Genomic DNA, 18,748 nt, shown 5'->3' with positions numbered 1-18,748 from the left:
CCGCAGCAGCGGCGACCCACGGCCCGGCGACCACCACGGTGGACGACCGGGCTGCGGCTCGTCCGGTCCTCGCGCTCCGCGACGCCGGGTTGTCCTACGGCGCCCGGAAGCTCTGGGCAGGCCTCGACCTCGACCTCGCGCCGGGGGAGTTCGTCGCGGTCCTCGGCCCGAACGGCGCCGGCAAGACCTCACTGCTCCGTACCGTCCTCGGGCAGCAGCGGCTGACGAGCGGCACGATGTCGTTCCTCGGGCAGCCGGTGCACCGCGGCCACCGGAAGATCGGCTACATCCCGCAGCAGCGTCTGATGGAGGCGGGGACGCCCCTGCGCGCGCGGGACATGATCGCCCAGGGCGTGACCGGGCACCGGTGGGGCATCCGACGTGCGTCGAAGGCCGATCGGATGCGCGTCGACCGGGTCCTCGACGAGGTCGGCGCCACCGCCTTCGCGGACGCCCCCGTCGCCGAGCTGTCCGGCGGCGAGCAGCAGCGCACCCGCGTCGGGCAGGCCATCGCCGCCGACCCCGCCCTGCTGCTGTGCGACGAACCCCTCATCTCGCTCGACCTGCGGCACCAGCGCGGGATCACCGAGCTCATCGACCGCGAGCGCCGGCAGCGCGAGGCTGCCGTGCTCTTCGTGACGCACGACGTGAACCCGATCCTCGACGTCGTCGACCGGGTGCTGTACATCGCCGGGGGACGGTTCCGGATCGGTTCCCCGGACGAGGTCCTGCGCGCCGACGTCCTGAGCGACCTGTACGGCACGCCCGTCGACGTCGTCCGCACCATGGGACGCATCGTCATCGTCGGGGCGAACGAGGCCCACGAGCACCACCCGGGCGAGGTCGACCCGCACGCCGACCAGCCGGACGAAGGGCGGATCTGATGGACGTGCTGTCGACCGTCTTCTCGTTCCAGGACTACGGCCAGCTCCTCGTGCTGGTGCAGAACTCGATCTGGGCCGGCGCGGTGCTCGGCATCGTCGGCGGGCTCATCGGCCCGTTCGTCGTCGCCCGGAACATGCCCTTCGCCGTGCACGGCATCTCGGAGCTCTCGTTCGCCGGGGCCAGTGCCTCGCTGCTGCTCGGGGTGAACGTCGTCTCCGGCTCACTCGTCGGATCGGTCATCGCTGCCCTGCTCATCGGCGTCCTCGGGTCGCGTGCCCGGGAGCGCAACTCGATCATCGCCGTCCTCATGCCGTTCGGGCTCGGGCTCGGCATCCTCTGCCTGGCGCTCTACAAGGGCCGGGCCGCCAACAAGTTCGGGTTGCTCACCGGGCAGATCGTCTCGGTCGACAACCCGCAGCTGGCGTTCCTGATCGTGGTCGCCGCGATCGTCGTGGCGACGCTGCTCGTCATCTGGCGCCCGCTGATGTTCGCCTCGGTCGACCCCGACGTGGCTGCGGCTGCGGGGATCCCGGTGCGCACCCTCGCGATCGTGTTCATGCTCGTGCTCGGACTGGCCACCGCCGTGTCGGTGCAGATCGTCGGTGCGTTGCTCGTGCTGTCCCTGCTCGTGACCCCGGCGGCCGCGGCCCTGCGCCTCAGCTCGCACCCGGTCGTCGTACCGGTGCTGTCGACGGTGTTCGCGGTGACGTCGGTCGTCGGTGGCATCCTGCTCGCCCTGGGTGGTGGCCTGCCCATCAGCCCGTACGTGACGACGATCTCGTTCGCGATCTGGGTGGTCTGCCGGATCATCGGGTCGCGACGCGACAGGCGGGGACGCAACCGCGTCGCCGGCCGGAACCAGCGTGGCGGGGGCGAGCCGGGCCTCCAGGCAGGGACGACGTCGACAGCCGGTCGGAAGGAAGAGGTGTCAGCATGAACGCCGTGCAGAAGACCAAGCGGAACACGTGGCAGCGCGAAGCGGTGCGCGGTGCCCTCGACTCCACCGAGGGGTTCGTCAGCGCGCAGGCGCTGCACCAGCACCTGCGGGACGAGGGCTCGACCATCGGACTGGCCACGGTCTACCGGGCCCTCGCCGACCTGGCCACCGAGGGCGACGCCGACTCGCTGCAGCAGGACGGCGAATCGCTGTACCGCGCGTGCACGACGGACGCGCACCACCACCACCTGATCTGCCGGAACTGCGGCCGGACCGTCGAGATCGAAGCGGACCCGGTGGAGCAGTGGGCGCAGGACGTCGCCGCCGCCAACGGGTTCACCAACGCCAGCCACGTCGTCGACATCTTCGGCGAGTGCGCCGTCTGCACGGCAGCCCGAGCGACCGCCGCCACCGACGAGTAACCTGCCCCGCATGCACGTCATCCTGGTCCCCGGGTTCTGGCTCGACGCGAGCGCGTGGGACGACGTCGCCCCGGTGCTCCGCGAGGCCGGGCACTCGGTGCAGGCGGTCACGCGCGACGGCGACACGCTCGACGAGCAGGTCGCCGCGTTGGTCGCGATCCTGGACGACGTCGCGTCCGCCGACGAACCGGTCGTGCTGGCCGGACACTCGGGTGCCGGGCCGATCGCTTACATGGCCGCCGACCAGCGCCCCTCGCTCGTCGCGCACCTGCTCTACGTCGACACGTTCCCGGGGCCCGAGGGCGGGTGCGTCAACGACGAGCTGCCCGTGGTCGACGGGGTCGTACCGCTGCCGTCGTGGGACATCTGGGAACCCGCCACCGTCCGGGGCATGACGCCCGAGGTCCGGCAGGACGTCGAGCACCGGGCGATCCCCGAGCCGGCCTCGGTGCCGTCGGACCGGTTCCACTACGCCGACCCCGCACGGCACACGATCCCCGCGACGATCATCACCTGCGAGATCCCCGCCGCCGAGCTGCTGGCGATGGTGGCGGACCACCAGGCCTGGGCGGCCGAGCTCGTCGCGACCGAGGAGCTCTCCATCGTCGGGCTCGAGACCGGCCACTGGCCGATGTTCACGGCGCCGCAGCAGCTCGGGGAGCTGATGGTGCAGGCGCTCGCGCCCAAGCCGTCGCAGGCGCCGTAGGGGCGACCACGCGGGTGCGTGAGCGGTCCGGTCCGACCGCCACGGGCCTCCAGGCCTGGAGGCGCGGCTTGCGACACGCCCGGTCCTCGCGTAACGTGGACCCCTGGTTCTCCGCGTCCGCGCGGCGGACCCGTTGTTCCAAGCCCTCCGACCGTCGCGAACGCCGCGGTCGCGCGGTGTCCGGCTCTCCTTCGACAGGGGATGCGGACCTGGGCGGTGCACACAACCCCCTCGCACGGCCACCCCGGTGGCAGTGCGCGTGTGCACCAGGCAAGTGAACTTGGGTGCGACCGTCCGGTCGCACGGTACTCAGGAGGAAACCATGGCAGCAGTGTGCCAGGTGACCGGCGCCGTTCCCGGCTTCGGTCACAACATCTCGCACTCGCACCGCCGGACGAAGCGTCGCTTCGACCCGAACGTGCAGAAGAAGACGTACTACGTGCCCTCGCTTCGTCGTAACGTCACGCTCACGCTCAGCGCGAAGGGCATCAAGGTGATCGACGCACGTGGCATCGAGTCCGTCGTCAAGGATCTCCTCGCCCGTGGGGAGAAGATCTGATGGCGAAAAAGGGTCAGGACATCCGTCCGATCATCAAGCTCCGCTCGACGGCGGGCACCGGGTTCACCTACGTGACCAAGAAGAACCGTCGGAACAACCCCGACCGACTCGTGCTGAAGAAGTACGACCCGGTGATCCGCAAGCACGTCGACTTCCGTGAGGAGCGCTAAGCATGGCGAAGAAGAGCAAGATCGCGAAGAACAACCAGCGTGCCGTCATCATCGCGCGCTACGCCGAGCGTCGTCTCGAGCTGAAGAAGGCCCTCGTGGACCCGAACGGCACCGACGAGTCGCGTGAGGCCGCCCGCGTGGGCCTGCAGAAGCTGCCCCGCGACGCATCGCCCATCCGGTACCGCAACCGTGACGCCATCGACGGCCGCCCCCGTGGCCACCTCGGTGAGTTCGGCATCAGCCGTGTCCGCTTCCGTGACATGGCCCACCGCGGCGAGCTCCCCGGCATCACGAAGAGCTCCTGGTAAGCACTCGCAGTACACGACGCCCCGTCACCTCCTGGTGGCGGGGCGTTCGCTGTGTACGGGGTACACGCGAGCCGTCATTCGTCACATCTGCCCCTCCAGCACCCCCTCGGAGCCCCGACAACCCCGGAAATCCGGGCGAGTCGGCAGTTTTCACCCCTGGCGGCTGGTAGGTTCAACTCCGGTTCCGCCGGGCCCTCGGCCCACTGGCACCGTGGCACGGGGCAACCGCTCCGGGCGCCGGACGACACGTGCGTCCGACCGATACTGCAAGAAGTCCGAGGAGGACATCCATGGCTGACAAGTCACTGAACCGCACCGAGCTCGTCGCTGCCGTCGCCGCTGAGTCCGGCCAGAGCCAGGCCACCGTCAACGGCGTCGTCGACGCGCTCTTCAGCGTCGTCTCGTCGTCCGTCGCCGACGGCACGAAGGTCACGATCCCCGGTTGGATCGCCTTCGAGAAGACGCACCGCGCCGCCCGCACCGGCCGCAACCCGCAGACGGGTGACGCCATCGAGATCGCCGCGAGCGACTCGGTCAAGGTCAGCGCCGGCTCGAAGCTCAAGGCTGCGGTCAAGTAAGACTGTTCCGCGCATCGGGAGGGACGGCTTCGGCCGTCCCTTTCGTCGTTCCCGGGCGCGTGCGTGGACGTGTGCTCGGTCGGGCGCGCGTGCGAGCGCCCGGTGCGCATGTCCGGCCTGGAGGCCCGTGCCGGTTTGCACAGATCGGCCCGCCCCGTCCGTCGGCCGGGTGGGCACCGCCTAGGCTTGACGGGTGAATCGGATCGCGCGCATCGCCGGTCCCGCCGTGCTCCTGCTCGTCGGGTTCGTGGCGCTGCTCACGGCACTCGTCATCGGTGGGGGCGCGAACCCCGCACTCATCGCCGACCCGGGGCCCGTCGTCCGCTTCGGGCTGCCGATCGCCCGGCTCGTCGTCGACCTGTCCGCGGCCACCACGATCGGTGGGCTCGCACTGGCGACCATCGGCCTCTCGCGCTCCGGCCCCGAGTGGAACCGCGCGATCGACGTCGCCGCCGGGGCCAGTGGCGTCTGGACGGTCGCGTCGGCCGTCGCCACGTTCTGCACGTTCCTCAGCGTCGCCGGCTCGCGCATCAGCATCGACGAGCAGTTCGGGCAGTCGATGGGGGTCTTCCTCACCGGCACCGAGCTCGGGCTGGCCTGGCTCGTGACCGTCCTCGTCGCCGCGGCCGTCACGGTGCTCTGCTTCGCCGTCCGTTCGCGGGGCATGGTCGCCCTGACCGCCGGCGTCTCGATGATCGGCCTCATCCCGCTCGCGCAGCAGGGCCACGCCGCCGGCACCGCCAGCCACGACGCCGCCGTGACGGCACTGGGGCTGCACCTGGTCGGTGCGGCGCTGTGGGTCGGTGGGCTCGTCATGCTCGTGCTGCTGCGCGGGGTGCTGCCCGGCGACCGGCTGCCCGCGGTCGTGGCCCGGTACTCGAGCATCGCCCTCGGCTGCTTCGTGCTCGTCGCCGTCTCGGGCACCGCGTCGGCGCAGATCCGCGTCGGGGCGCTGTCGAACCTGTTCACCCCGTACGGCACGCTCGTCCTGGTGAAGATCGGTGCGATCGTCGCCATCGGGGTCCTCGGCGCGGTGCAGCGTCGTCGGGCCATCCGTGCGCTGACCACCTCGCCCGGTCGGCAGCGGCCCTTCTGGACCCTCATCGTCGTCGAGCTCGCGGTGATGGGTGTGGCGTCGGGGTTCGCCGCGGCACTCGGGCGGACCGCCACCCCGGTCGACCAGATCGCCCTGAGCAAGACCACCGACCCGAGCCCCGCGGAGCTCCTGACCGACGACCTGCTGCCGCACGCGCCCGGTGCGTGGGGCTGGCTGACCCAGTGGAACATCGACCTGTTCTGGCTGATGGCCGCCGTCCTGCTCGCTGCGACCTACGTGGCCGGCGTCGTGCGACTGCGGCGGGGCGGCGTGCGGTGGCCGGCGCGTCGCTCGATCGCCGCGGCCCTGGCGGTCGTGTCCCTGGTGGTCGCGACCTCGGGCTCGCTGCACCAGTACGACCGGTTCCTCGTCTCGGCGAACGTCGGTGCCCACGTGCTGCTCGGCCTGGTGGTCCCCGTCCTGGTGTGGGCGGCGGCACCCGTCGCCCTGATCCGCGCCGCCGTGCACCCTCGGAACGACGACAGCACGGGCGTGCGTGAGTGGACCGACGTCATCGTCGAGCACCCTTCCGTGCGCTACCTGGTGCAGCCGTTCCCCGCGTTCCTGCTCGCGGCGGCCCTGTGGTGGGCCTTCTTCGCCACCGATGCCGTCCGGTGGTCGGTGAGCGACCCCACCGGCCGCACCGTCAGCGACGCCGTGTTCCTGCTGGTCGGGCTGCTGGCCGTCCCGACGCTCTGCACACCGATCCCCGCCGGGCACCGTCGTCCGACCGCGGCTGCTGCGGCCGTCCGGATCGTCGGGGCCGTGGTGATCGCGGCGGGCACGGTCTCGCTCGGCATCGCGATGCGCGGGCCGCTCGGGCTGCTGCAGGCCTCGTGGTTCGGCGCGATGGGCCGGACGTGGGGGCCGGACCCGCTCGTCGACCAGGCCAGGGCCGGCCTGGTGCTGATCGTCGCCGGCGTGCTGCTCCTGGTGACCGTGGTCGTGGTGGTGCTCGTGCGGCTGCGGCGTGACGGCGGAGACCCGGTCGACGTCGTTGACGCAGCTGCTGCCGGCGACGCAGCTGTGGCCGGTCCGACCGCCGCCGCCGAGCCCGCTGCCCGGGCCGACCAGGACGACCAGGACGACCTGGACTTCGACGACGGCAGTGACGACCTCGAACCCTCGCCCGGGGCGGACGCCCGATGAGCATCGAGCTGAGCGACGAACAGCGCGCCGTCTTCGAGTACATCGAGCACACCCGTGACCACGTGTTCATCACCGGCCGGGCCGGCACGGGCAAGTCCACGCTGCTCAACCACCTGTCATGGAACACCGAGAAGCAGGTCGTCATCTGCGCGCCGACGGGGGTCGCCGCGCTCAACGTCGGCGGCCAGACGATCCACTCCCTGTTCCGGCTGCCGATCGGGCTCATCGCCGACGCCGAGCTGCGGCAGGGCCCGGACACCCGCAAGCTCCTCAACACGATCGACACTCTGGTCATCGACGAGGTGTCAATGGTCAACGCTGACCTGCTCGACGGCATGGACCGGTCGCTCCGCAAGGCCCGCGGTCGGCAGTTCGAGGCGTTCGGCGGCGTGCAGGTCGTGATGTTCGGCGACCCGTACCAGCTGCCCCCCGTGCCCGGCGACGCCGACGAGCGCGCCTACTTCACCGACCACTACCGGTCGATGTGGTTCTTCGACGCCAAGGTGTGGCTCGAGGCCGAGCTCAACATCATCGAGCTCGCCACGGTGCACCGGCAGCGCGACGACGCCTTCGCCGCGATGCTCACCGCCGTCCGGCACGGTCGGGTCACCGCGGACATCGCCGAGCAGCTCAACACCGCCGGGGCACGTCCGGCTCCGGACGACGCCATCACCCTGGCGACCCGCAACGACACGGTCGCCCGGATCAACAAGGCGGCCCTCGAACGGCTGCCCGGCAAGGTGAAGACCGCCAAGGCCGACGTGAACGGCGACTTCGGTGGACGGAACTTCCCGGCCGACGAAGCCCTCGAGCTGAAGCCCGGCGCGCACGTGATGTTCCTGCGCAACGACGCCGACCAGCGCTGGGTGAACGGCACCCTGGGCATCGTGACGGCCATCCGCGACACGGTGTGGGTCGACGTCGACGGTGAGTCGTTCGAGGTCCAGCCGTCGGTGTGGGAGAAGTTCAAGTACTCGTACGACGCGGACAAGAAGGAACTCAAGAAGGACACCGTCGGGGAGTTCCAGCAGTTCCCGCTCCGACTGGCCTGGGCCGTGACCATCCACAAGTCGCAGGGCAGCACCTACGACCGGGCCGTGGTCGACCTCGGCAACCGGGTGTTCAGCGCGGGCCAGACGTACGTGGCGCTGTCGCGGCTGACCTCGCTCGAGGGGTTGTTCCTCACCCGCCCGCTCCGGCCGCAGGACATCATCGTGGACCTGGACGTCCGGCGCTTCATGTCCGAGGCACCCCGCATCGTCGCCACCGAGCTCGAGGCCCCGAAGAAGCAGCCCGACGCCGAGCCCGACGCCGACTGACGCGTCCGACCTGCGGCTGTCCCCACGCCGCCGTCCGAGCGGGCTCCGTCCGTGCCGCGCGGCGCGGTTGAGCGGTCACGACTCCCCGTCGGTGCCGCCTCGAGCGGTCACGATCTGTCGCTCCGACGCGCCCCAGCCGACGGTTCGTGACCGGCCGGCGGACCTGAGCGGGGAGTCGTGACCGGACGACACCCCGCCGCCCCGCCCCGCGCACACGACGACGCCCGCCTGCCGGAGCGGCAGACGGGCGTCGGGGAGTGCGGTCGAGCGGGTGCGTCAGGCGCGCGCCGCTCGCAGCGCGCGGAGGTTCTCCTTGTCGGCACCGAGCGCGGTGAGCAGCAGGAGCACACCGACGACGGCGTGGAACACGTTGTCCGTGGTGTTGAGCGCGAAGACGTTGGCCGAGGTGTCGACGAAAACGAAGCCGTACACCGCGAAGACGACGAGCAGGACCCCGACGAGCAGGTTGCCGTTGCGCGATCCGACGGTGTTGCCGAGGCCGGTGATGAGCAGCACCGCAGCGAGCAGCACCCACACCAAGCAGAGCGCCGGGTTCACGCCGAACGCGTTCCACAGCATGCCGCCCTGGCGGTTGAAGAAGCCCGGGTCGCCGTCGGCGGCGAAGAAGAAGCCCAGGACGCCCCAGAGTGCGAGGACGCCGCCGGCCGTGAGTGCGAGACCCCGGTTCGGCGAGGCGATGATGCCCGGTTCCTTGATGGCCACTTCGGTTTCCTCCTCGTACACTGCCGACGCGACGTGCGTCGGTCCCGCGTGGTGCGACGGCCCGGCGGGGATCACGGATCCCCTCGTGTCAGCGCGCAGTGCACGGCCGACGGGGGTGCGGTTCCCAGCCTCCGGCCGGTGCTCCAACGGTATCGTGTCGGACCCCGACCGACCCAATCGCAGCGCCGCCGCCAGTCGTGCGACGAGCCCGACGACGACCACCCCGAGGAGGACCAGCCCGGTGACCTTGACACCCGAGCGCAGTGCATCCGAGTCGCGCGGACCGTGGGTCTCGCGGCGGGGGCGGTGGGCTGCGCTGGCGGCTCTGGGGTTCGTGATCGTGCCTCTCGTCTACGGGGTCGCGGTGCTGACCCCGGTCGGTCAGAAAGCGGAGGACGCCGCGCTCGGCGGGGTCCGGGAGTCCGACCTGTTCAGTTCGGACACTGCGCTCAACGTCATCTCGGTGCCGGTGATCCTGTTGCTCGTCGTCGTGATCGTCGCCGTGGCGTTCGCCAGACGGCGGCTCTCGGTGGGACTCGGCGCGGGGGTCGTGGTGCTCGCGTCGGCGGCCACCTCGACGCTCGTCAAGCGTATCGCCGTGCGCCCTGAGATCGCTCAGTCGACGACGCCGAACTCGTTCCCGTCCGGGCACGCGACGATCGCGCTGGCGGCGCTGTTCGCGGTCCTGATGGTCACGCCTCGTCGGTTCCGCCCGCTGGTGACCATCGTCGGCGCCGGGTACGCGGTCTTCGTGGCGAACCAGACCGTGGTCTACGGCTGGCACCGGGTCAGCGACATCATCGGTGCCTGCGCGATCGCGATGTTCTGGCTCGGTATCGTCCGCGCGGTCGGGCCCCGAGTCGACCGCGGGCTCCGGGGCGACCGTGACGGTCGGCGGGGGCCGCGGCGGGTGGTGAGCGTCGTGCTGCTCGTCGCGACCGGGGTCACGCTGACGATCGGTGTCGCGGCGCTCGTGGTCGGCCTGACCGGCGGCGGCGCGCACGACCACGCCGCGATCCTGGTGGCGGGACGGCTGGCGTCCAGTGCGAGCGTCCTGGCGGTCGTGACGATCGTGTGGTTCCTCGACGGGATGCACCACGCCGCGCGCACCGACCCGGCCACGCTGCCGGCCGTCCGCTGACCCAGCCACGCTGCAAGCCGTCGGCTGACCCGGGAGCCGAGTCGGGCCTCCAGGCCGCCCGTCCGACGGGCGTGAGCCTGGCGGGAATGCCACGCCGTGCGCTACGTTGTACCGAGTAAGTCGATGCAAACGCATCGAAATCGCGAAAGGCGGCGCATCATGCAGTTCGGCATCTTCACGGTCAGTGACGTCACGACCGACCCCACGACCGGCACCACGCCGGACGACACCCAGCGCGTCCGCGACATCCTGACGATCGCCGAGCACGCCGACCAGGCCGGACTCGACGTCTTCGCGACCGGTGAGCACCACAACCCGCCGTTCGTGGCCTCGTCGCCGACCACGCTGCTCGCCTACCTGGCGGCGAAGACGAAGGACATCACCCTGTCCACGTCGACGACCCTGATCACCACCAACGACCCGGTGCGCATCGCCGAGGAGTACGCGATGCTCCAGGTCGTCTCCGACGGCCGCATGGACCTGATGATGGGCCGCGGCAACACCGGCCCCGTCTACCCGTGGTTCGGGCAGGACATCCGCCAGGGCGTCAACCTGGCGATCGAGAACTACGCACTCGTCCGCCAGCTGTGGGAGAACGACGTCGTCAACTGGCAGGGCAAGTTCCGCACGCCGCTGCAGGGCTTCACCTCGACCCCGCGTCCGCTCGACGGTGTCCCGCCGTTCGTCTGGCACGGTTCGATCCGCACGCCGGAGATCGCCGAGCAGGCCGCCTACTACGGTGACGGCTTCTTCCACAACAACATCTTCTGGCCGATCCAGCACACCGAGCAGATGGTCGGCCTGTACCGCCAGCGCTTCGAGCACTACGGGCACGGCCGCGCCGATCAGGCGATCGTCGGGCTCGGTGGGCAGTTCTTCGCGCGGAAGAACTCGCAGGACGCGATCAACGAGTTCCGGCCCTACTTCGACAACGCCCCGGTCTACGGTCACGGCCCCTCGATGGAGGACTTCACCGCCCAGACCCCGCTCACCGTCGGTTCGCCGCAGCAGGTCATCGACCGGTACGCGGCGATGAAGGACCACGTCGGCCACTACCAGCGCCAGCTGTTCCTCATCGACCACGCCGGTCTGCCGCTCAAGACGGTGCTCGAGCAGATCGACATCCTCGCGACGGACATCGTGCCGGAGCTGCGCAAGCTGAACGACGAGGGTCGCCCCGCCGACGTCCCGTCGGACCCGCCGTCGCACGCGGCACGTGCCGCTGCCGCGATGGCGGCCGGCACGGTCGGCAGCGACCACGTCGCCGCCGAGGACGAGTGGACGGGCGCGTCCGTCTGACGCGTGCCGTGAGCGCCACCACGAGCGGACGGGAGGCCCGGTGCCAGCTGGCACCGGGCCTCCCGTCCGTCTCGGCGCGCGTCCTCGGGCCCGCGCCGACGTCACGGGGTCAGCGACACCTCACGGGGTCGCTGGTGCGTGAGCTGTCGCTCAGCGCGTGAGTTCGGCAGCGGGCTCGGCGACCGGGCGGGCCGGCACGAGCTTCAGGCCGACCACGCACCCGACGATGCCGGCGATGAACAGCAGGCGCAGGACGGTGACGGGCTCCGCGCCGGTGGCCATGCCCCACAGCACCGTGAGCGCGGCGCCGGTACCGGTCCACACCGCGTACGCCGTGCTGATCGGGATGTGCTTGAGGACGTAGCCGAAGGCGACCAGGCTGATCACGATCGTGACGGCGAACACGATCGTCGGTCGGAGCTCGGTGAAGCCGTCGCTCTCGCCGAGGGCGGTCGCCCAGACGGTCTCGAGCGCGGCGCTGACGAACAGGACGATCCACGCCACGTCAGCTCACCACCTTGAGGCCGATGACGCACGCCACCAGGCCGAAGACCAGGGCGAGGCGGGCGAAGGACGCGGCCTCCTGCCGTCGGAGGATCGCGACGACCACGGTCAGGCTCGCCCCGATGCCGACCCAGACGGCGTAGGCGGTGCCGACCGGGATGCTCTTCATCGCGAACGCCAGCCCCACCATGCTCAGCGCCATCCCGGCGACGAACACGATCGTGGGGACGACCTTCTTGAAGCCGTTCGAGGCGCTGAGGGCGGTGGCCCAGACGGCCTCGAGCACGCCGCTGAGCACGAGGATTGCCCATGCCATGACGATGTCCTTTCCTGCGGGAGTCGTTCGTTCTCGTTGTCGTACAACTGTGCGACAACGATCTCGACGGTAGCACGAGTTCGTACGACTGTGCGAGTATGGCGTCGTGGCCAGGAGCATGGACGTCGACGAACGGCGCCGCACCGTGTCCGAGGCAGCCTGCCGGGTCCTCGCCCGCGACGGCCTCGGAGCGCTGAGCGTGCGGAACGTCGCCGGCGAGGCGGGGCTGCCGCCGAGCACGGTCCGCTACACGTTCCCGACCCAGGCGAGCGTCCGTGAGCACACCATCACGCTCGTGTTCGACCGGATCCGCGAGCGCATCGACGCCATCCCGGCTGACCTCACGCCCGCCCGGCGCGCACGCCGGATCGTGCTCGAGCTGCTGCCCCTCGACGAGGAGCGGGTCATCGAGCTCGAGGTCTACCTGGCGCTCGGCAACGCCGCGCTCACCGACGTCGCGCTCCGGCCGACGCTCGACCGCACCGTCGCGGCGATGCGGACGTGGTGCGAGGAGATCCTCCGGTTGCTCGGCGTACCGGCGGACGACCGGGAGTACGAAGCCTGCCGTCTGCACGCGCTCCTGGACGGGCTCGCGATGCAGGTCGTCCGACTGGCTCCGGGGGAGTCCGGCGACTGGGCGATCGACGTGCTCGACCGACACCTGGACGGCGTCACCGCGGGCTGAGCGCGCGGCCCCTCTCTCGCACGGTGCGAGGGGGGCGTGCGGGTCGTGCGAGGTTCCGTACTCGGTGTGAGGCTCGCGACCCCGCACCGAGTACAGAACCTCGCACCGAACGATTCACCGGCCGTCCCCTCGCACGGTGCGAGGGTGCGCGCGCAGCCCCGGGCAGGACGCGTCACCTATCCTGTCCCGGTGACGACGACCACGCGGCCGCCGCAGCGCACCCGGAGCCTCACCGGCCCCGGCCTGGTGCTGCTCGCCGTCGTCGTCCTGCTGGGGATCCGGCTGTTCTCCCCGAGCATCGGGTCGACCGGGCTGCCGGACGTCGTGCAGGACTTCCTCACGCTGGCGATCAGCGTCGTCGTCGAGTCCCTGCCGTTCGTGGTGCTCGGCATCCTGCTGTCGATCGTCGTCGAGGTCTGGGTACCGGTCGGCGCGCTCGAGAAGGTCCTGCCGCAGAACGCCTTCGGCCGTCGCGCCGTGATCTCCCTGATCGGCATGCTGTTCCCGGTGTGCGAGTGCGGCAACGTCCCGCTCGCGCGCGGCCTGATGATGCGCGGGTTCACCCCGGCCGAAGCCGTCACGTTCCTGGTCGCGGCCCCGATCCTCAACCCGCTCGTCATCATCAGCACCGCCCAGGCGTTCGGCTGGTCCGGGTGGATCCTGCCGGTGCGCATCGTCGGCGGGTTCGTCATCGCGAACCTCGTCGGCTGGATCGTCGCCGCGCACCGCCGTCCGGCCGACCTGCTGCTCCCCGCCTTCGAGGCCCGGTGCCGCGCTGCCGTCGGAGCGCCCCGCGGCCTGCACCGCTGGCGGCAGAGCGCCGCGCAGTTCGGAGGCGAGACGGCGACGATGATGCCGGCGCTGTTCGTCGGTGCCGGGCTGGCGGCGGCGATCCAGGTCGCCGTGCCCCGCTCGACCCTGGTGGCCGTCGGCTCGAACCCGGTGCTGTCCGTCGCGGCGATGATGCTGCTGGCGATGACGGTGTCGCTCTGCTCGAACGTCGACGCCTTCTTCGCGCTGTCGTTCGCGTCGACGTTCCTGCCCGGGTCGATCACGGCCTTCCTGATCATCGGGCCGATCATCGACGTCAAGATGATCGCCCTGCTGCGCACGACGTTCCGGGTCCGCTTCCTGGTGCTGCTGTCCGTCGTGTGCGTCCTGTTCGCCGGAGCCGTCGGGTTGGTGATGAATGTCCTCGTCTGATGCACGCAGCAACGCGGCCGCGTACCTGGGTCTCGGGTCGGTGCTGGCCGCGGCGCTCTGCACGCTGTGGCTCGCGCTGGTCGGGCACCTCGACCTGTACATCAACCCGCGGTACTCGGTGTTCACCGTCGTGCTCGCCGCCGTCGGTGTGCCCGCGTCGATCGCCGGACTGGTGGCCACCGCCCGCGGGTACGGCCACACGCACGGTGACGAAGCGGACGAGCACCCTGCGGACGAGCACGACGACGCCGATGCCCACGGGCACGAGCACGACGCCGACGCCGACGCCGACGCCCACGAGCCGCGCCCCGGCCGCGGTCGCGCCGTCCGCCTCGCCCTCGGCGGTGCCGCCGCCGTCGTCACGATCGGCGTCACGGTCGCGATGCTCGTCCTGCCGCCGACGACCCTGTCCGCCCGCACCGCCCAGCAGCGGAGCGTGGACTCCGCGACCCTGTCCAACGCGACCGGCTCCGAGTCCGCGGTGCAGCTGCTCGGCAGCGAGGGCGTCGACACCTCGAAGTACGGCGTCAAGGACTGGGCCGCGCTGATCCGGCAGACCACCGACACCACGGCCCTCGTCGGCAAGCAGGTCGAACTGTCCGGCTTCGTGGTGCCGGGCGACGACGGGTCCTTCACCCTCACCCGCTTCGTGATCAGCTGCTGCGCCGTGGACGCGCAACCGGTCGGCCTCGGCGTCGTGACCGGCGACGGCACCGGGGCCGTCCCCGACGAGGGGCAGTGGGTCACCGTCCGCGGAGCCCTGGCCGCCAACCCGGACCAGTCCGCCGACGCCCGCATCGTCGTCAAGGCCGCGAAGATCACCGACATCGCGCAGCCCGAGGACCCGTATGAGTTCTGAGCGCCGCGGAGACCAGCGCCGCGAAGGCCAGCGCCGTGAAGACCAGCGCCGCGAGCGCCGCCCCGTCGCACACCGCTTCCACCGCCGGTACGTCGCCGTCGTGGTGGTCCTCGCCGTGGTCGCCGCGCTCGCCGCGGTCGTCGGCTCGCAGCAGGGCCCGCGGCTCCGCGACGTGTCCTACGACGCGACCGGTCTCGTCACCCGTCCGGCCCAGCGGGTGATCCTGACGGCGAACCAGGCGCTGCAGAAGGTCGCCGCCGCCGACGTCCGGGTCAGCCCGGCTGCGGCGCACACCGTGACCTCGAGCGGCAACACCATCGCGGTCGAGTTCGCCGGACCCCTGGCCTACGACCGCGAGTACACCGTGACGGTCGCGGACGTCCGGGCACCCGGGCAACGCGCCACGTCCGACCTGACGGCGGCGATCCGCACCGGCAGCACCGACGTGCTCGCACTCGTGCCGGGGCAGGCCGGGGCGAAGGACCGCATCGTCCGGCGCTCCCTCGATGCGGGCGGCGCCACCACGGTCTACGAGGGCACCGCGATCTCCGAGTACGCCCGGCTCGGCCGTTCCCTGGTGGTCGTGAGCGGCACGGACGCAAGCTCGTCCGTCGACATCGTGGCGCTGAGCGGTGGCGTGCAGGACGCCGACGCCCCCGTCGAACACCTCACCCTGCCGACCTCCGAGGGTCGCGTCACGGCGCTCCACGTCGCCGACGACGGTGCCTCGTTCGGGTTCGAGTACGCCGACACCTCGACCGGGCAGTCCCGGAACACCGGCCTGTACGTGGTCGACATGACGGGCACCCACATGCCCACGGCGATCGCGGCGAACGGCAAGCCGAAGACGGGCGCCGTGCCGATGACCGTCGGGCAGTGGGCCTACGTGCCGCGGACCGAGAGTGCCCTGGTCCGGACGGGCGGCGACGACCTGGTGCTCGTCGACATGAGCGGGCGTGCCGACCCGGTCCGGCTCGGCAGCGCCACCTACCTGCACGGCTTCGTCGGCACCGGCACCACGGCCGTCGTCGAGACAGGCACGGGCATCGAGCGGCTGGACCTGACCGACGGGTCGAAGTCGGCGCTGCAGGCGCCCGCCGCGAGCACCGATGCGGCCGTCCTCGGCCGCATCGCCCAGCTGTCCGACGACACGTACCTGCGGGTGCTGGGGGACGTGCGGTCGGACGGCACCATCGCGGCACGGATCGTGCGCGTGGACGGGGGACGGGCCTCCCGGCTGCCGGTGACGATCCCGGACGACGCGAGCGTCACCGCGGTCTGCCCGTCCCCGAACAGCCAGTTCGTCGCGGTCGCGACGAAGTCGGCGGCCGGCGAGCTCGTGAGCATCGTCGACGCGGCCTCCGGCGCGCTCGAGGCGAGCATCGACGCGGGCTCCGTCGACTGGTGCGGTGCGCTGCCGTCCGGTGACGAGGTCGGCTGACGGTCCAGAGACGACAGACGGGAGGTCCGGTACCAGCTGGTACCGGGCCTCCCGTTTGTCAGGTGGTGACGACTAGGCCAGCGTGGCCGCGTCGATCACGAAGCGGTAGCGGACGTCCGAGGACAGCACGCGCTCGTAGGCCTCGTTGATCTGGTCGGCGCTGATGAGCTCGGTCTCCGGGAGGATCCCGTGCTCGGCGCAGAAGTCGAGCATCTCCTGGGTCTCCTGGATGCCGCCGATGGCGGAACCCGCCCAGCTGAGCCGACGCGGGATGAGCGCGAAGGCCGGCACCTCGAGCGGCTCGGACGGAGCGCCCACGTTGACGAGCGTGCCGTCGACCTTGAGCAGGCCGAGGTAGGCGCCCATCGGGATCTTCGCCGAGACGGTGTTGATGATCAGCTCGAAGGAGTTCGCGAGCTTCTCGAACGTCTCCGGGTCCTTCGTCGCGTAGTGGGCCTTCGCGCCGTAGCGGAGCGAGTCCTCCTGCTTGGAGGTGGTCTGCGACAGGACGGTGACCTCGGCGCCGAGCGCGACGGCGATCTTGACGGCCATGTGGCCGAGCCCGCCCATGCCGACGACGGCGACCTTGGTGCCGGGGCCGGCCTTCCAGTGGTGCAGCGGCGAGTAGGTGGTGATGCCGGCGCAGAGCAGCGGCGCGACCTTCTCGATGTCGAGCGACTCGGGGACACGGAGGACGAAGTCCTCGTTCACCACGACGGCCTGCGAGTAGCCGCCCTGGGTGATCGAGCCGTCGGCCGGGTCGACGCTGGCGTAGGTGCCGATGTTGCCCTTGAGGCAGTACTGCTCCTGGCCGGCGACGCAGTTCTCGCACTCGCCGCACGAGTTCACCATGCAGCCGACGCCGACGCGGTCGCCGACCTTGTGCTTGGTGACGTTCGCGCCGACCTCGGTGACGTGGCCGACGATCTCGTGGCCGACGACCTGCGGGTACTGGATGGGGCCCCACTCACCGCGGACGGTGTGGATGTCCGAGTGGCAGATGCCGGCGTAGGCGATGTCGATCGCGACGTCGTCCGGGCCGACGTCCCGACGGGTGATGGTGGTCTTGACGAGCGGCTCGGTCGCTGACGGTGCCGCGTACGCGTTGACGGTGCGCAATGATCTCCTCGTGGGGGTGGTGCGTTGCGGGCCGGTTCCGGCCCGGAACCAGTGTGCGCGCAGCCGCGGCCGGGTGGGAGGTACAACCAGGACACCCCTGTGCCCGCGGACGGGCGCGTCGCGGCGGCTGCGCGGCGCGGCGCCGCCGCGGTGCTCGCGTCGTTCTGCTCGCTCAGGCGAGCCGGGCCAGCCTCTGCCCCGCGATCGTGGCGAAGCGCAGCGGGTCGGCGAGGGCGTCGTCGGGCTCGCCGGTGGTCTGCGTCGCGAGCACGGTGAGCGACGCGGCGGCCGCGTAGTCGTCGAGCGGGGCCTCGATCGCGCCCGCGACGAGCATCGAGCGGGCACCGGGAGCGTGCGCCGCGGTCAGGTCGCGGACCACCGAGGGCACCTTGCCGACGGCGCTCTGCCCGTCGAAGCACCCTTCGCCGCTGATCACCACATCGGCACCGTCGAGCAGCGCCGGCAGCCCGAGGACCTCGGCGACGGCCGCGGCCCCACCGGCGAGCGTGGCGCCCCACACCAGCAGGCCGAACCCGACACCGCCGGCGGCTCCGGCGCCCGGGGTGTCCGGGTCGACGTCGGGGAAGCGTGCGGCCCAGGTTGCGAGTCGGTCATCGAAGGACACCACACGGTCGGGCGTGATGCCCTTCTGCGGGCCGAAGACGGCTGCGGCACCGGTCGGACCGAGCAGCGGAGAGGTCACGTCGGTGAGCACGGTGACACCGAGCGGGGGGAGCGCGCGGAGGCCGCCGGTGCCGGCTCCTTCGCTGTCGAGTCCGAGCGCCTCGAGCACTGGACGCCCGCCGTCGGTCGACGCGCTGCCCCCGATGCCGAGCACGAGCCCCGTTGGACCGGCGTCGAGCGCGGCGGCGATCGCTTCGCCGAACCCGCGGCTCGTCGCCGTGTCCGGCATCGGTGCGTCGAGCAGGGGGAGGCCGCTCGTCGCCGCGAGCTCCACCACCGCGCGGTCGTCGGGCAGCCGCAGCCAGTGGGTGTCGACCGGCGTGCCGGCCGGTCCGGTCACGGTGACGGGGACCCGGACTGATCCGGGGACCGCGGACTCGAAGGCGTCGAGCGTGCCCTCGCCGCCGTCGGCCATCGGGACGAGCACCACGTCGTCGTCGGGGCGTTCGGTCAGCCAACCGGTACGGACGGCCCCGGCGACGGCCGTCGCCGTCGCGGTGCCCTTGAACGAGTCCGGAGCCACGATGATGCGCACGGCTCCCACCGTAGTGGCCGGTCGCCAGACGCCGGCGTGCGTGCGAGACGCCGTCGTGTGCGCGTGTGCGCGTGTGCGCGTGTGCGCGTGTGCGAGACGCCGGCGTGTGC

The 18,748-nt window shown here is 71.4% G+C and carries 21 protein-coding genes; 16 read left to right on the top strand and 5 right to left on the bottom strand.

The window, feature by feature from the left end; translation table 11 throughout:
• The first annotated feature begins 38 nt into the window (after nucleotides 1-38).
• The 10 genes from ABRP24_RS17195 to ABRP24_RS17150 all read left to right on the top strand — a co-directional run bounded on the left by ABRP24_RS17195 (nucleotide 39) and on the right by ABRP24_RS17150 (nucleotide 8,129).
• Nucleotides 39-884 carry an ATP-binding cassette domain-containing protein gene (locus tag ABRP24_RS17195; RefSeq protein WP_349847792.1) on the top strand — a complete coding sequence of 282 codons (846 nt, stop codon included), beginning with the start codon at nucleotides 39-41 and terminating at the stop codon, nucleotides 882-884.
• Entirely contained in the window at nucleotides 884-1,822 is a 939-nt protein-coding gene (locus tag ABRP24_RS17190) for a metal ABC transporter permease (RefSeq protein ID WP_027464955.1), read from the top strand. Before ABRP24_RS17195 ends, ABRP24_RS17190 begins: the two co-directional genes overlap by 1 nt.
• Complete coding sequence (locus tag ABRP24_RS17185) at nucleotides 1,819-2,244, top strand: Fur family transcriptional regulator (RefSeq protein ID WP_027464954.1); 426 nt, start codon at nucleotides 1,819-1,821, stop codon at nucleotides 2,242-2,244. Before ABRP24_RS17190 ends, ABRP24_RS17185 begins: the two co-directional genes overlap by 4 nt.
• 10 nt (nucleotides 2,245-2,254) lie before the next feature.
• Nucleotides 2,255-2,950, top strand: a complete 696-nt coding sequence (locus ABRP24_RS17180) for an alpha/beta hydrolase (RefSeq protein WP_349847283.1) — start codon at nucleotides 2,255-2,257, stop codon at nucleotides 2,948-2,950.
• A 322-nt stretch (nucleotides 2,951-3,272) separates the two neighbouring features.
• Nucleotides 3,273-3,509, top strand: coding sequence for a 50S ribosomal protein L28 (gene rpmB, locus ABRP24_RS17175; protein WP_027464952.1), 237 nt, complete (start codon nucleotides 3,273-3,275; stop codon nucleotides 3,507-3,509).
• Nucleotides 3,509-3,679 (top strand): 50S ribosomal protein L33, encoded by a 171-nt coding sequence (rpmG, locus tag ABRP24_RS17170; RefSeq protein WP_017886456.1) that lies wholly within the window; start codon nucleotides 3,509-3,511, stop codon nucleotides 3,677-3,679. The genes rpmB and rpmG overlap by 1 nt, the downstream gene beginning before the upstream one ends.
• 2 nt (nucleotides 3,680-3,681) lie before the next feature.
• Complete coding sequence (rpsN, locus tag ABRP24_RS17165) at nucleotides 3,682-3,987, top strand: 30S ribosomal protein S14 (RefSeq protein ID WP_017886455.1); 306 nt, start codon at nucleotides 3,682-3,684, stop codon at nucleotides 3,985-3,987.
• 290 nt (nucleotides 3,988-4,277) lie between these two features.
• Nucleotides 4,278-4,565 (top strand): HU family DNA-binding protein, encoded by a 288-nt coding sequence (locus ABRP24_RS17160; RefSeq protein ID WP_017886454.1) that lies wholly within the window; start codon nucleotides 4,278-4,280, stop codon nucleotides 4,563-4,565.
• 193 nt (nucleotides 4,566-4,758) lie between these two features.
• Nucleotides 4,759-6,810 (top strand): cytochrome c oxidase assembly protein, encoded by a 2,052-nt coding sequence (locus ABRP24_RS17155; protein ID WP_349847278.1) that lies wholly within the window; start codon nucleotides 4,759-4,761, stop codon nucleotides 6,808-6,810.
• Nucleotides 6,807-8,129: an ATP-dependent RecD-like DNA helicase gene (locus tag ABRP24_RS17150; protein WP_071246239.1), complete on the top strand. Its 1,323-nt coding sequence runs from the start codon at nucleotides 6,807-6,809 to the stop codon at nucleotides 8,127-8,129. The genes ABRP24_RS17155 and ABRP24_RS17150 overlap by 4 nt, the downstream gene beginning before the upstream one ends.
• 276 nt (nucleotides 8,130-8,405) lie before the next feature.
• Here ABRP24_RS17150 and ABRP24_RS17145 read toward each other — a convergent pair whose 3' ends face one another.
• Entirely contained in the window at nucleotides 8,406-8,852 is a 447-nt protein-coding gene (locus ABRP24_RS17145) for a DUF4383 domain-containing protein (protein ID WP_027464950.1), read from the bottom strand.
• Nucleotides 8,853-9,192: 340 nt separating this feature from the next.
• Here ABRP24_RS17145 and ABRP24_RS17140 point away from each other — a divergent pair, with 340 nt between their 5' ends.
• Entirely contained in the window at nucleotides 9,193-9,993 is an 801-nt protein-coding gene (locus ABRP24_RS17140) for a phosphatase PAP2 family protein (RefSeq protein WP_301600167.1), read from the top strand.
• A gap of 159 nt (nucleotides 9,994-10,152) precedes the next feature.
• Nucleotides 10,153-11,292 (top strand): CE1758 family FMN-dependent luciferase-like monooxygenase, encoded by a 1,140-nt coding sequence (locus ABRP24_RS17135; RefSeq protein ID WP_027464948.1) that lies wholly within the window; start codon nucleotides 10,153-10,155, stop codon nucleotides 11,290-11,292.
• 150 nt (nucleotides 11,293-11,442) lie between these two features.
• On the opposite strand, the gene ABRP24_RS17130 is transcribed toward ABRP24_RS17135, so the two are convergent.
• The gene (locus ABRP24_RS17130; RefSeq protein ID WP_027464947.1) at nucleotides 11,443-11,796 is read right to left on the bottom strand and encodes a multidrug efflux SMR transporter; all 354 of its coding nucleotides are present in this window, start codon (nucleotides 11,794-11,796) and stop codon (nucleotides 11,443-11,445) included.
• 1 nt (nucleotide 11,797) lies between these two features.
• Nucleotides 11,798-12,112: a multidrug efflux SMR transporter gene (locus tag ABRP24_RS17125; RefSeq protein WP_027464946.1), complete on the bottom strand. Its 315-nt coding sequence runs from the start codon at nucleotides 12,110-12,112 to the stop codon at nucleotides 11,798-11,800.
• A 106-nt stretch (nucleotides 12,113-12,218) separates the two neighbouring features.
• On the opposite strand from ABRP24_RS17125, the gene ABRP24_RS17120 reads away from it, so the two are divergent.
• From ABRP24_RS17120 to ABRP24_RS17105, 4 genes are all read left to right on the top strand, one after another.
• A complete protein-coding gene (locus ABRP24_RS17120) occupies nucleotides 12,219-12,797 on the top strand; it encodes a TetR family transcriptional regulator C-terminal domain-containing protein (RefSeq protein ID WP_301600168.1) in 579 nt (192 codons plus the stop codon).
• A 189-nt stretch (nucleotides 12,798-12,986) separates the two neighbouring features.
• Nucleotides 12,987-14,000 (top strand): permease, encoded by a 1,014-nt coding sequence (locus ABRP24_RS17115; RefSeq protein ID WP_176708089.1) that lies wholly within the window; start codon nucleotides 12,987-12,989, stop codon nucleotides 13,998-14,000.
• Complete coding sequence (locus tag ABRP24_RS17110; protein ID WP_301600169.1) at nucleotides 13,987-14,859, top strand: TIGR03943 family protein; 873 nt, start codon at nucleotides 13,987-13,989, stop codon at nucleotides 14,857-14,859. Before ABRP24_RS17115 ends, ABRP24_RS17110 begins: the two co-directional genes overlap by 14 nt.
• Entirely contained in the window at nucleotides 14,849-16,300 is a 1,452-nt protein-coding gene (locus ABRP24_RS17105; RefSeq protein ID WP_301600170.1) for a hypothetical protein, read from the top strand. The genes ABRP24_RS17110 and ABRP24_RS17105 overlap by 11 nt, the downstream gene beginning before the upstream one ends.
• A 72-nt stretch (nucleotides 16,301-16,372) precedes the next feature.
• On the opposite strand, the gene ABRP24_RS17100 is transcribed toward ABRP24_RS17105, so the two are convergent.
• Nucleotides 16,373-17,419, bottom strand: coding sequence for an NAD(P)-dependent alcohol dehydrogenase (locus tag ABRP24_RS17100; RefSeq protein ID WP_027464941.1), 1,047 nt, complete (start codon nucleotides 17,417-17,419; stop codon nucleotides 16,373-16,375).
• A 172-nt stretch (nucleotides 17,420-17,591) separates the two neighbouring features.
• Complete coding sequence (locus ABRP24_RS17095) at nucleotides 17,592-18,638, bottom strand: glycerate kinase (protein ID WP_349847272.1); 1,047 nt, start codon at nucleotides 18,636-18,638, stop codon at nucleotides 17,592-17,594.
• Between the last annotated feature and the right edge of the window lie 110 nt (nucleotides 18,639-18,748).

Source organism: Curtobacterium sp. WHRI 8282 (assembly GCF_040223925.2).
Classification (GTDB): Bacteria; Actinomycetota; Actinomycetes; order Actinomycetales; family Microbacteriaceae; genus Curtobacterium; species Curtobacterium flaccumfaciens.
This window is presented reverse-complemented; position numbering and strand designations above follow the sequence as displayed.